At 68.0% G+C, this 12,515-nt stretch carries 11 protein-coding genes and 1 pseudogene; 7 read left to right on the top strand and 5 right to left on the bottom strand.

The genetic code is table 11. The features are described 5' to 3' along the window. The first annotated feature begins 128 nt into the window (after positions 1 to 128). Positions 129 to 632, top strand: a complete 504-nt coding sequence (locus GTP77_RS14870) for a DUF2938 family protein (protein ID WP_161072937.1) — start codon at positions 129 to 131, stop codon at positions 630 to 632. 95 nt (positions 633 to 727) lie between these two features. On the opposite strand, the gene torT is transcribed toward GTP77_RS14870, so the two are convergent. Then, on the bottom strand, positions 728 to 1,798 hold the full coding sequence (gene torT / locus GTP77_RS14865) for a TMAO reductase system periplasmic protein TorT (protein WP_228892653.1): 1,071 nt from the start codon (positions 1,796 to 1,798) through the stop codon (positions 728 to 730). Between the two features lie 173 nt (positions 1,799 to 1,971). Next, positions 1,972 to 3,054 (bottom strand): annotated as a pseudogene (locus GTP77_RS14860) (DMT family transporter). A 77-nt stretch (positions 3,055 to 3,131) separates the two neighbouring features. Here GTP77_RS14860 and GTP77_RS14855 point away from each other — a divergent pair. The 6 genes from GTP77_RS14855 to GTP77_RS14830 all read left to right on the top strand — a co-directional run bounded on the left by GTP77_RS14855 (position 3,132) and on the right by GTP77_RS14830 (position 9,062). Beyond that, positions 3,132 to 3,794, top strand: coding sequence for a response regulator transcription factor (locus tag GTP77_RS14855; protein WP_161072935.1), 663 nt, complete (start codon positions 3,132 to 3,134; stop codon positions 3,792 to 3,794). Beyond that, positions 3,791 to 5,113, top strand: a complete 1,323-nt coding sequence (locus GTP77_RS14850; RefSeq protein ID WP_161072934.1) for an ATP-binding protein — start codon at positions 3,791 to 3,793, stop codon at positions 5,111 to 5,113. The genes GTP77_RS14855 and GTP77_RS14850 overlap by 4 nt, the downstream gene beginning before the upstream one ends. Before the next feature lie 167 nt (positions 5,114 to 5,280). Beyond that, positions 5,281 to 6,849: an ArnT family glycosyltransferase gene (locus GTP77_RS14845; RefSeq protein WP_161072933.1), complete on the top strand. Its 1,569-nt coding sequence runs from the start codon at positions 5,281 to 5,283 to the stop codon at positions 6,847 to 6,849. Beyond that, positions 6,849 to 7,859, top strand: coding sequence for a glycosyltransferase family 2 protein (locus tag GTP77_RS14840; RefSeq protein ID WP_161072932.1), 1,011 nt, complete (start codon positions 6,849 to 6,851; stop codon positions 7,857 to 7,859). The genes GTP77_RS14845 and GTP77_RS14840 overlap by 1 nt, the downstream gene beginning before the upstream one ends. Beyond that, positions 7,856 to 8,254 (top strand): GtrA family protein, encoded by a 399-nt coding sequence (locus GTP77_RS14835; RefSeq protein WP_161072931.1) that lies wholly within the window; start codon positions 7,856 to 7,858, stop codon positions 8,252 to 8,254. The genes GTP77_RS14840 and GTP77_RS14835 overlap by 4 nt, the downstream gene beginning before the upstream one ends. 1 nt (position 8,255) lies before the next feature. Beyond that, positions 8,256 to 9,062, top strand: coding sequence for a ChbG/HpnK family deacetylase (locus GTP77_RS14830; protein ID WP_161072930.1), 807 nt, complete (start codon positions 8,256 to 8,258; stop codon positions 9,060 to 9,062). Positions 9,063 to 9,075: 13 nt separating this feature from the next. On the opposite strand, the gene GTP77_RS14825 is transcribed toward GTP77_RS14830, so the two are convergent. The 3 genes from GTP77_RS14825 to GTP77_RS14815 form a co-directional block, all read right to left on the bottom strand. After that, positions 9,076 to 10,308 carry a putative glycoside hydrolase gene (locus GTP77_RS14825; RefSeq protein ID WP_161072929.1) on the bottom strand — a complete coding sequence of 411 codons (1,233 nt, stop codon included), beginning with the start codon at positions 10,306 to 10,308 and terminating at the stop codon, positions 9,076 to 9,078. Continuing rightward, entirely contained in the window at positions 10,305 to 11,135 is an 831-nt protein-coding gene (locus GTP77_RS14820; protein ID WP_161072928.1) for a polysaccharide deacetylase family protein, read from the bottom strand. The genes GTP77_RS14825 and GTP77_RS14820 overlap by 4 nt, the downstream gene beginning before the upstream one ends. Positions 11,136 to 11,204: 69 nt before the next feature. Continuing rightward, positions 11,205 to 12,392: a thiolase family protein gene (locus tag GTP77_RS14815; protein WP_161072927.1), complete on the bottom strand. Its 1,188-nt coding sequence runs from the start codon at positions 12,390 to 12,392 to the stop codon at positions 11,205 to 11,207. Positions 12,393 to 12,515: the final 123 nt, after the last annotated feature.

Raw genomic sequence — 12,515 nt, 5'->3', positions numbered from 1 at the left:
GGCCTGAGCCGGGAGGGGCGACGGCCGGCGGCCCTGTGCTGGACCGCCGACCGTGCCCCTGCGGCGTTTGGGGGCAAGCAATTGCCTGTCTACATGTCAAGTGCATCGACGGGCAGAGGAGGAAGCGGATGGAAATCTTCGTTTGGGCATACTTGGGCGGCCTGCTTGGCGCCATACTGATGGACGCCGTGGAAAAGCTGGCCGCCAAGGCCGGCATCACCAGCGGCGTCAGCGTTGCCTTGGTGGGCCGCTGGTTTCTATGGCTGGTCCATGGGCGCTTGCTCCATACCAATATCGTTGGTGCCAAGCCATATCCTCGGGAGGCGCAAGCCGGGTGGGCGTTCCACTTTTTGCTCGGCGGTGGCGGCGTCGCGCTGTTTTATCCGTTTTTCTTCCATGCCCTCGGCGCCGGCACGCCGCTGGAGCACCTGCTCGGCGGGGTGTGCTTTGGCCTGGCCAGCTCACTGCTGCCCTGGTTCGTTCTGTTGCCCTCGTTCGGCTGGGGTATTGCCGGTTGGCGCGGCCCGCCTGGCGCCAGGCCACTGCTGGCCAGCCCACTGTCCCACTTGTTCTATGGTCTTGGTGTGGGCGTGATGGGCGCGTTAGGGGCGCTCAACCGGCAATTGTCTTGATGCGCCGGTCGGCGCCGTCACGCTGGCCGGGCACGAAGGCCAGCCGCTGGCCCGGAAACAGGAAGGGGACGTTCCACATCCGATATGCGGGCGGGCTAGTTCGCGGCCGGATCGTAGGACAGCACCGCCTTGTAGCCGGCCGGCGCAATCGAGGTGCTGAACGGATAATCGGCGAAATTGCCGTAGTCCACCATGCCCAGCTTGATCAGGATGGTGTGGGGCAGATCCTTGCTGCGCCCCTCAAGCAGATTGACGGCCGCGTTGATCACCACCCGCGCCTGGCTGACGCCCTTGGTATCCACCGCAGCGGCAATTTCCTTCTTGCCTATCATTCTGGCGATATCGCCCGTCAGGTCGTAAGCCACCAGCCGGACCTTGTTCTGCAAGCCGGCGTTGACCAAGGGCTGGTACGCGGCAGGGGCGCAGCCGGTGCAGCCCAGGATGTAGTCGAGTTTGGGGCCGTTCTTGGCCAGCACCTGCTCCGCCAGCCTGGTCTGGCCCTTGAAGTCGCTGTCGCCATAGCGCACGTCCAGGATATGGACTTTGATCGGCGCTTCCTCCGCCGCAATCCGCGTGCCGTCGACCTCGCCTTTCACCCAGCCAGCGCCAGCGGGACCGGGGAGGAGGGCGACATTGATAGATTTCAGGCCGCGCTGCTGCGCGTCGCGGATTACCCAGCGCATGGCCTCCAGCCCCATGCCGCGCAGGGAAGTGGTGACCTTGATGCTGAGGTCGTCGCTGCGGCTGTCGTTCGCCAGCTGGAACACGGGAATGCCGGCGGCGCGCGCCTTGGCAATCGAGTGGTTGTTGAACGTCATGTTGATCGGCGAAATGACGATGGCGTCGTAGCGCGCCGCGATCGCCTCGGTCATCTGGTTCAGCTGGCTCGACAAGTCGTCATAGCCGGCGGCCGCAATGACGTCGACCGCGACGCCCAGCCTGCGCGCTTCGCTGATCACGCCATAATTGCAGCCGACCCAGTAGGGGTCTTTAAGATGGGGGAACAGGAATGCGATGCGCCACTGCCTGGTGGCAGGCGCGGCCAGCGCGTACGTTCCGGCCACCACCCGGCCGCTGGCCAGCGCGTCATCCGCCGTGCCGTTGGCCTGCAGCGGACGGAAGATGGACTGTATCGGTATTGGTGCGAATTTGACTGGCTCGGGCAATTTGTCCGCCCATGCCGCAGTCAACATCAGCCAAAGTACGCTCGAGACAGCCAGTTTCCGCATCAAGTGATTCTCCAACCCGCTCCAAGTCAGACCAAGAATTGGTCGATTTCGTTTCCAGTATAACACCGGATGTTTCCTGATCTACCAGAGAAAACTGCTTCGCGCCGCCCCTAATGTCCGTGCTGGTGGTGAATATCCGGGTAGTGCTTGTGCGCATGCCGCATCCGCTTGTGGCGATGCGGGAGCACATGGGGCTCATTCCCATCCCACGCGAAGTCGTGCTCGTGCTGGTGGTGCGCGTCGTGGCGATGGGCATGGGTATGATCCATGGCCTCGTGCTCATGCTCGTGGTCATGGCTTTCGGTCAGATGCAGCCAGATGCCGGCCCCCATCAGCAAGGCGGCCACCCAAAAGAACGGCCCAGGGTGCTCGCCGGGCACGACCAGGGAAATGGCGGCGCCAACGAACGGCGCGGCGGAGAAATAGGCGCCGGTGCGCGCCGTCCCGAGATGCCGCAAAGCGAGAACAAACAGCACCGGGCTCAAGCCATAGCCGCAGAATCCGATCGCGGCGGCGCTGAACATAACCGGCGGGGCCGGCAAACGCATGTCCAGCGCGGCGGCAATGGCGAGGTTGACCGCGCCCGCCGCCAGCCCTTTGACGCAGGCGATCTGCACCGCGTCGCTCGCGGATACTTTTCTTGTCAGGTTGTTGTCGATGCCCCAGCACAGGCAGGCGCCCACGATCGCGAGCGCGCCCAGCGGAATCCCGTGCACCGTCGCCTGGTCCCAGGAGAGCAGCGCGCCTGCCACGACAGTCAGCAGCATGCCGGCGAGGATGCGGCGGTCGAAATTCTCCTTGAAGAAGAACCAGGCGAGCATCGAGGTCAGCACCCCTTCCATATTCAACAGCAGGGATGCCGATGAGGCCGGCGTGGTGCTGAGCCCGAGCATCAGCAGCACCGGGCCGGCCACGCCGCCGGCCAGGATGGCGCCGCCTAGCTATGGCCAGTCCGTCCTGGTCAGCCCGGCTACCTCGGTATTGCCTTTGCCAAGGACCACGCCCCTCAGCAGGTGCAGCGCAAGAAGGCCCAGGCCGCTGCCAAAATAGAGCATGCCCGCCACGGCCACCGGCGCCGCGTGGCCGACGAGGGACTTGGCGAACGGCGTGCTGGCGCCAAACAAGGCAGCGGCCGCCAGCGCGTAGATGACGCCCTGGTGGAGTCCGGCATGGGAGGAAGGTTGATGGCTCATGTGCTAAGTCCCTGATGATACCAGCGCTGGCTGGAGTAAGATGGCGGCCAGAGTCAAACAACAGGCTGGAGATTGCGGTGCGCTTGCTGCTGGTGGAAGACGATCCGATGATCGGCGATAGTATTGTGGATGGATTACACGGCGAAAGCTATGCCGTCGATTGGGTGCGCAACGGGCACGATGCGGAGCTGGCCATGGCCGCGCAGGGCTACGACGCGCTGTTGCTGGACCTTGGCCTGCCGGGCAAGGAAGGCATGGACGTGCTGCATGCGCTGCGCACGCGCGGCGTGGACACGCCGGTCCTGATCATCAGCGCGCGCGACGGCAGCGCCGCCCGCGTGGCAGGCCTGGACGCGGGCGCCGACGATTTCCTCGTCAAGCCCTTCGACCTGGAGGAACTGCTGGCGCGCATCCGCGCCTTGCTGCGCCGCCGCGTCTCGCGCAGCCGTTCCGTGATTGAGCACGACGGCCTGACGCTGGACCTGGCCAGCCATGAGGCGCGCTTCAACGGCGCGGTGGTCAAGCTGTCGGCGCGCGAGTTTGCGCTGCTGCGTGTGCTGCTGGACAGCCCGGGCAGCGTGGTCTCCAAGCGCGAGCTGGAGGAAAAGCTGTACGGCTGGAACACCGAGGTGGAGAGCAACACCGTCGACGTCTACGTGCACCACCTGCGCAAGAAATTCGGCGCCGACTTCATCAAGAACGTGCGCGGCGTGGGCTACAAAGTGGCCGCCGCAGCATGATGACCATCCGCCGCCAGTTGCTGATCGGCCTGCTGTGCGCGCTGGCGCTGTGCGCGCTGGGGGCCGGCGTGGCACTGTATTACGCCATGCTCAAGGAAACCAGCGAACTGGGCGACCTGCAACTGCGCCAGGTGGCGGCGGCGCTGCCCAACGAGTTCGGCCCCGGCACGGCCTTGCCCGGCGCCGAGGATCCCGAGGAGGACGTGGTGGTGCAGGCCTGGGACGAGCGCGGCGCGCCGCGCCAGGTGGCGCAGGAGGTGCCGCTGCTGCCGCGCTACGACGTGCGAGGCTATAAGTCGGTCCAGTTCAATGGCGCCGGCTGGCGCATTTACGGCGAGCGCCGGCGAGCGCTGTACGTGCAGGTGGCGCAGTCGGACGCGGTGCGCGCGCAGGTGGCCACGCGGCGGGCGATGTACATCGGCTGGCCTGTGCTGGCCTGCCTGATCGTCCTGGCCGGTTTCATACTGATGGTGGTCGAGCGCGCGCTCAAGCCGCTGGACCGGCTGGCGCAGGCGGTGGCGGGGCGTTCGCCGGAGGCGCTGCAGCCGCTGCCGACCGATGCGCTGCCGCCCGAGTTGCGCCAGGTGGTGGATGCGTTGAACGGGCTGATGCGGAAATTCGCGCGCGCGCTGACGCAGCAGCGCACCTTTGTGGCCGACGCGGCGCATGAACTGCGCTCGCCGCTGACGGCCCTCAAGCTGCAGCTGCAGCTGGTGGAGCGCGCCGCCGGCGCGGACGCGCGCACGGCCGCGCTGGCCAAGCTGGAGGAGCGGCTGGACCGGGGTGTGCACCTGGTGCAGCAACTGCTGAGCCTGGCACGCCACGAAGTCGGGCATCAGCCCGGCCAGCGGCTGGACATCGACCTGTCCAGCCTGTTGCAAGCGGCGGTGATCGACCATGAAGTGCTGGCCGCCAGCCGCGGCATCGACCTCGGCGTGGCCTCGGACGAGCACATCGTCATCGCCGCCGATCCCGAGGGGCTGCGGGTGCTGCTCAACAATCTGGTCGACAACGCGCTGCGCTACACCCAGCCCGGCGGCAGGGTGGATGTGCGCGCTGGCCGGCGCGGCGGCCGAGCCTGGCTGCAGGTGCAGGACAACGGCCCCGGCGTGCCGGAACAGGACCGCGCGCGCCTGTTCGACCGCTGCTACCGGCCCGCCGGCAACACCGTGCCCGGATGCGGACTGGGCTTGTCCATCGTGCGCAATATTGCCGATCACCACGGCGCCAGCGTGGAAATCGCAGCCGCCGACTGGGGCGGAGGCCTGTCCGTCACCGTGTTATTCCCCGCCGCCGACACCGCCGCCGATCTCCATTAATACAGCTTTAATGATGGACCAACGACACTGGCCCCGACGGTTGCGGCCGGGATGGATTCGGGATGGTTGCTTAACTTTTTCTTAACGTTCCAGCAGATAGTATGGGTTGTATGCCTGCGCCGCTTCCCCCCCTGAAGCAAGGATACGATATGCAAGAGTTGGCGGTCATGATAGTGAATTGGATGTCGCACCTGGACGCGCACGTGACGGCGGCGGTGCTGGGCATCGTGCTGCTGTCGCTCACGCCCGGCCTGGCGGCCTGGCTGCGGGCAAGGACGGCGGGAGGGGCGCGCATCGCTGGCATGCCGGGAGTGTCGGACATCCCGGACTGGCGCTACTGGCTGGCCGGCGCCGTGCTGCTCCTGCTAATGGCGCGCCTTGCGCTGATGGCGCTGGCGCCGCTGGCCGACACCACCGAAGCGCGATACGGCGAACTGGCGCGCCAGACGCTGGTCAACGGCTACTGGCTGATGCCGCACATGGACGCGCAAACGCCGTTTTTCGCCAAGCCGCCGCTCTCCACATGGGCCAGCGCCGTGTCCATGGGCCTGTTCGGCGTCAATGAATTCGCAGCGCGCCTGCCGGCGCTGCTGGCCTCGGCGCTCACGCTCTGGATCGCCGCCGCCTTCGCCGGCCTGCACGGTGTGCGCCAGCGCTGGCTGGTGGTGCCGGTGCTGGCGGCCTCGCCGCTGTTCTTCATCAGCGCCGGCGCGGTCATGACGGACGCCATCCAGATGACGGTGGTGTGGGCCGCGCATTACTGCGCCTGGCGTGCGCTGCAAGCGGGCGAGCGCGCGCACGGCCTGCGCTGGCGCCTGGGCTTCTGGGCCATGGTGGGACTGGCGGCCTTGTCCAAAGGCTTGGCCACCTGGCTGCTGATCGCCATGCCGCTGGTGGCGTATGCGCTGCTGCAGCGCAAGCTGCTGCCCATGCTGCGCCAGGTGTTCGACCCGGCAGGCGTGGCGCTGGCTGCCGCGATCTTCCTGCCCTGGTATCTCGCGGCCGAACGCAGCTATCCCGGCTTCCTCAATTACTTCATCGTCGGCGAGCATTTCTCGCGCTTCCTGGTGCCGGGCTGGACGGGCGACCGCTACGGCACCGCGCACCGCCAGCCGCTGGGTGCCATCTGGCTGTTCTGGGCCGGTGCCGTGCTGCCCTGGCTGCACGTGTTCGTCAGCCAGCTGGCCGCGATGGTGCGCCGTCCGCAAGGCCCCAAACCGGCCGCAGGCTGGCCGACGATGCGCCCGCTGGCGCGCTTCCTGTGGTGCGCCACGCTGGCGCCGCTGCTGTTCTTCACCTTCAGCCGCAACATCATCTGGACGTATGCGCTGACGGCGGTGCCGCCGTTCGCGGTGCTGGTGGCCGGCTGGCTGGAAAACAGCGCGCCCGCCACGCGCCGCCGCGCCGGCTACGCGCTGGCTGCCTATGGCGCCGCGGCGCTGGCGCTGGCGCCGTTCATCCTGCACCAGGTCAACGCGAACTCGGAGCGCGAACTGATGCGGGCCTTTGAACGCCAGGCGCCAGCCGGCGCGCAGCTCACTTATATGACCCGTCCCACGTTCTCGTCGGCGTTCTACTCGCGCGGCGCGCTGGTGCAAGGAACGCCGGCCGTGCCGGTAGGATCTGCTGGCCGCATGTACGTGGTGATGGACAACCAGGAACTGCGGCGCCTGTCCATTCCAGCAGGCCGCGTCCTGTTTAGCGGCCAGCGCCGCTCACTGGTGGAGATGAACTGATGGCTATCCAACCTGCCAACCTGCACTGGAGCGGCCGCCGCTCGCTCTCCGTGGTGCTGCCGGTGCTGAACGAAGCGCCGTCGCTGGCCGTGCTGCTGCCGAATCTGGCCGCGACGCTGGCCCGGTGCGGCGTGGACTGGGAAGTGGTGGTCGTCGACGACGGCGGCAGCGACAACCTGGCCGAAGTGCTGCAGCAGTTCGAGCAGCATCAGGGCCACTGCAATGTGCAGCTGCTGCGCTTGTCGCGCAATTTCGGCAAGGAGGCCGCGCTGACGGCGGGCCTGGCCGCCACGCGCGGCGACGCCGTGCTGTGCATGGACGGCGACGGCCAGCATCCGGTTGAGCTGATCCCGACGCTGATCGAACGCTGGCGCAGCGGTTACGACATGGTGGCGGCAGCACAGACCACCCGCGCCCACGAGAGCGCGCTGCTGGGCTGGTGCAAGCGGCGCTTCTACGGTTTCATGTACGCGCGCGAGCGTTACGTCATCCCGGCCAACGCCGGCGATTTCCGCCTGATGGACCGGCGCGTGGTGCAGGCGCTGATGCGGCTGCCGGAACGCACGCGCTTCATGAAGGGCTTGTATGCCTGGCTGGGATTCAAGACCAGCATCGTGCCGTTCCGCGCCGGCGAGCGCACCGCCGGCGAGTCCAAATTCCGGCTGCGGCAATTGCTGGGACTGGCTGCGCTCGGCGTGACCGCGTTTTCGGTCAAGCCGCTGCGCATGGTGTCGGTAGCGGGCGCGCTCATCTCGGTGGCGGCCTTGTGCTATGGCCTGTACATCATGGCCGAGACCCTGATTATCGGCAATCGCGTCTCCGGCTGGGCCACGCTGGCGTCCGGCATGATGCTGCTGTCCGGCATACAGTTGCTGTGCCTGGGCGTGATTGCCGAGTACCTGGGCCGCGTGTTCGAGGAAACCAAGCAGCGGCCGCTGTACGTGCTGGAAGAACGGGTGGATCACAGCGCGCTGGGGCAGGGCGCGCCCGTGCGCCAGGTGGCGCCGTGACGGCCCCGCAAGCGCGACCTGCGGCCTTCGTGCTGGTGGGCGCGGCGGCGGCGGGCGTGCATCTGCTGACCGTGCTCGGCGCGGTGTCGCTGGCGCAACTGCGGCCGCAGCAGGCCAATATCGCCGGCTTTGCCTGCGCCTTCCTGGTCAGCCATGCCGGCCAGCGGAAATTTACGTTTGGCGCGGGGCGCAGCGCTGGCGGCAGCATGCTGCGCTGGCTGGCCGTGTCGCTGGCGGGCTTCGGCGCGAATCAATTCCTGTTTGTGGCGGCGCTGAAAGCCTTCCCGGCGGTTCCCTATCTGGCCTTGCTGGCGGCCGTTACGCTGCTCGTTGCGCTGGCCAGTTTTGCGCTGGGCAAGTACTGGGCGTTCAGCGCGGCCCGGCGGGCAGCCTAATATGCGCCGTCTCATCATCAACGCCGATGACATCGGCATGCATCCCGCCATCGACCAAGGCGTGGCCGCACTGGCGGAGCAGGGCGTGGTTACCTCGGCCAGCATCATGGCGCTGGGCCGGCCGGACCGCGACGCGCTGGCCACGCTGCGCCGCTACGGCGTGAACCTGGGCCTGCACCTGGACTTCACCAGCGCCATGGCGCACGCGCGGTATGGCCACTGGCGCGGCGTAGGCGCCACCATTGCTGCAACATGGGCGCGGCGGATGCCGCCGCAGCAGGCGCGCACGGTGGTGCTCGGCCAGTTGCACAGGTTTGGCGAGCTGACCGGCGCCATGCCTGCCTTTATCGACGGTCATGAGCATGTGCACCAGTTTCCGGTGATCCGCGAGGCACTGATGGAGGTGCTGGCGGCTGGCGGGGGGCATGCGGCCGTCTTCCTGCGCGATACCCGCCCCCGGCGCTGGCGCGGCGCCAAGGCGGCCTTGATCGGGGCGCTGGGCGCGGCCGAGCTGGCACGGCAGGCCAGGCGGCTGGGCTTGCGCAGCAACGGGGACTTTCTCGGCGTCTATGACTTGTCCGGGCAAGCGGACTTGCCGGCGCTGTGGCGCGGCTGGCTGGCCTCCATAGCGCCGGCCGGCGCGCTGGCCATGTGCCACCCGGCTGCGGCGCACCCGGCCCTGGAGCAGTTCCGCAGGCGCGAATTCCGTTTCCTGGGCAGCACGCAGTTTGCCGACATGCTGGCCGAATTCCAGGTCCAGCCGGCCTGCTGGGAAGACACGCCGCGGCATTTCCCGGTTGGCGGATGATTTCGCCGCGGCCTCAGCGCCGACGCAGGCCCGCCGCCGTGTAGTCGTTGCGCGGATTCCACAGCATCCAGCCCGCACTGCCTGCCGACTCGGCCGCGTCGATCTGCGCCCGCACTTCGTCTTCGTCAAATGCCCGGCGGTCGAAAGCATAGTCGCGGAAGGCTTGCAACCAGGGCCGGAAACGCAAGGGATTGCCGCCCGTGCGCGCCAACGCCCGCCGCAGGGTTCGATGCACAATCTCCGCCGGGTGCTGGACGGGATTGCGGTAGCCGGGGATGCCAAACTGGAAGCCGGAAGGGTATAGCATGGGCGAGACGTAGTCGACGACGGCGGCGATCGCCGGCAGATCCTGGCCGATCTGGGTATCGTCGTCATTCCAGGCGGTATAGCCGAACAGGTCGGCGGCCAGGAACACATTGTGCGGGAGCAGGCGGGCGCGCGCGGACGCCAGGAATTCCACGATGGCGGCGACGCGGTTGGCGGTGCTGTTCGGCAGCGCGAAGCGTAGGCCCCCGCTGTCGGGGAAGCGCACATAGTCGAACTGGATTTCATCGAAACCCATCGCCGCTGCCTCCTCGGCCAGATCAAGGAAATACGGCCACGCTTCGCGCCGGAAGGGATCGATCCATGCCATGTGCTCGCGGTCCCGGAACGGCGTGCCGTCTTCGCGCTGCACGCGCCATTCCGGATGGGCTGCGGCCAGCCTGTCGTCCTTGAAGGTAACGATGCGGGCAATCAAATAGACGCCTGCCTGCTTGAGCCCGGCCACCAATGCCGGCATATCTTGCACGGTGGTGACGCTGCGGGCACCGCACTGCGCCGCCAGCGCCACCTTGCTGGGATAGGGCACGATGCCGCTGTCGCCCTTGAGGTCGATGACCAGAGCGTTGAGCTCGGTATCGGCGAGCAGGCGCAGGGCGGACTGGCGCAAGCCGGCATCGCCGATGCCGTAGACCGACAGATAGAGCGCCTTGGGGCGCAAAGGCAGCAGGAGCAGCGGCGCGGCGGCGGCCTGGGGCAGCCTGGCGGAGACGCGGCTGTAGCCTATGGCACGGGCCTGCAGCACGGTCCCGGTGGCGTTGAGATGGTAGCTGCCGTCCGGGCCGGTGGTTGCGGCCTTGCCACCGGCCGCCACGACGGCACCGGCGATCGGTTGCCTGCTGACGGCGTCGAGCACCCGGCCATCGAGCGGCTGCGCAGCCACCGGCGCGCACAGCAGTGTCAGCAACGCGAGACGGCTGATCATGGCACGCAAGCCGGACCGGTGGCCAGCCGCCCGAGCAAGCCGCGCACGCCGACAGCGTCCGTGATCAAGTGCCGTGGCAAGGCATAGAGATCGTCGCCGGCGCTGGCATTGCGGTTTCCCAGTGCCAGCGCCGCCGTATAGCCGCTGGCCCGCGCCTGGCGGCGCAGCTGCTCGTCGCTGATGCCGTACGGCCAGGCGAGCACCGGCGCCGACACGCCGAGTTTGGCGTGCAGTACCTCGCGCGGCCGGGCCAGTTGCAAGGCGGCCAGGGCGGCGTAAGCGGCCGGGGCGAGCCCTTGATGCTCCCTGCGGAAATCCGGATGCCAGTAGGTATGCGAGCCGATCTCGATGCCAGGGCTGGCGGCCAGCGTCCGCAGTTGCGCCCAATCCAGGGCGTAGCGCGCGTTGCCGATGGCGGACGGGTAGATGAAGAGCGTCACCGGAACGCCGAGCCTGCCGATCAGCGGGTAGAGATCGGTGTACACGCTGCGATGGCCGTCGTCCACCGTGATCGCCACCAGGCTCGCCTCGGGCGGCACGCGGCCTTGCAGGGTGCCGATCAGCGCGGCCAGCGTGACGAGCCGGTAGCCGTGGGCGCGCAGCGCCAGGATCTGCTGTTCCATGACTGTGGTCCGGGTCGTCATGCTGTCGGCCGCGACCGGGCCGAAGCGGTGGAAGACCAGGATGCTGCAGGTAATCGGGGGCGCAGCCACGGCGGCACCGATCCAGACGCTCAATAGCAGGGCTAGCACGAGGGCTCCAAGGCGAAGGTTAAGCTCGGCAAGACTACAGCGCCGGCGCTTGGCAAAGTCGCTGAGCGCGATCACTTTCCGTCCGCACCCGCGGCGCGCGCGAAGATCCCGGCGGCCACCGACAGTTCCAGCTCCATGGCGGCGTCAATCCAGCATTTCCAGCGCCAGGGCGATGCCTTGGCCGCCGCCGATGCACAAGGTCACCAAGCCCCGCTTAAGACGGTCGCGCCGCATCGAGTGCAGCAGGCGCGTGGCCAGCACGGCGCCGCTGGCGCCGATCGGGTGCCCGTGCGCGATGGCGCCGCCTTCCACGTTGACTCTTTCCTCGTCCAGGCCCAGTTCCCGCAGGCAGGCCAGTGCGATGGCGGCGAAGGCTTCGTTGATTTCGATCCGCTCGACTTGCTTGATGGTCCAGTTCGCCCGCCGCAGCGCCTGGCGGACGGCCGGGACGGGGCCGAGTCCGAACATGCCGGGTTCCACCGCCCCCACGCCATAGGACACCAGCCTCGCCAGCGGCGCCTGGCCGTTGCGCCTGGCCCAAGCGCCTTCGGCGACGAGCATGGCGGCGGCGCCCGCGTTCAGTCCGGGCGCGCTGCCGGCCGTGATGGTGCCATCCTTGCGGAACGCCGGTTTGAGCCTGGCCAGGGACTCGGCGTTGGTGTCCGGGCGATTGTGCTCGTCCTTGTCGAACAGGGTGGGAGCCTTGCGCCCCGGTATGTCGAGCGCGGCGATTTCGGCCACGAAGCTACCTGCCGCCTGGGCGGCGGAAAAGCGCTGCTGGGAGCGCAGCGCCCAGCGATCCTGATCCGCGCGCGAGATGCCCTTCTGCTGCACCAGGTCCTCCGTGTGCCAGCCCGAATGCTGGCCGGAGAAGGCGTCGTTCAAGCCGTCGTGCAGCATGCTGTCAAGCAGGGCGACGTCGCCCATGCGCGCGCCCCAGCGCCCCTGCGGCAGCAGATACGGCGCGCGGTCCATGTTCTCCATGCCGCCGGCAATGGCGCAGTCGCTCATGCCGGCCCAGACCTCCAGCGCCGCGCAGGCGATGGCCTGCGCGCCGGATCCGCAGACGCGGTTGACCGTCAGCGCCGGCACGGTGACAGGCAGGCCGGCAGCGATGCCGGCCTGGCGGGCCGGGTTCATCTTGGCCCCTGCCTGGATCACGTTGCCCATGACCACGCCCTGCACCTGTTCCGCGTCAAGTCCGGCGCGGGCCAGCACGGCGCGGATGGCCGCCGCGCCCAGGTCGGAGGCCGGGATGGCAGCCAGGCTACCGCCGAATGTGCCGATGGCGGTGCGCACCGGCTCGCAGATTACGACCTCTCTTTGGCTCATGGCATTGCTCCTGCTTGGGTTCGGACATTGCTCGATGGGGCCGGATGCACCGCCCGGCCGCCGGCACCGGCGTCGGCGCAGCGCGGCGGCCGGGAAGGCATGCGTCAACAACGATGTTCCGTT

The sequence above is a fragment of the Pseudoduganella aquatica genome (assembly GCF_009857595.1).
In the GTDB taxonomy this organism is placed as follows: domain Bacteria; phylum Pseudomonadota; class Gammaproteobacteria; order Burkholderiales; family Burkholderiaceae_D; genus Rugamonas; species Rugamonas aquatica_A.
Note: the sequence above shows the minus strand (reverse complement) of the source record. Positions and strands in the feature narration are given on the sequence as shown.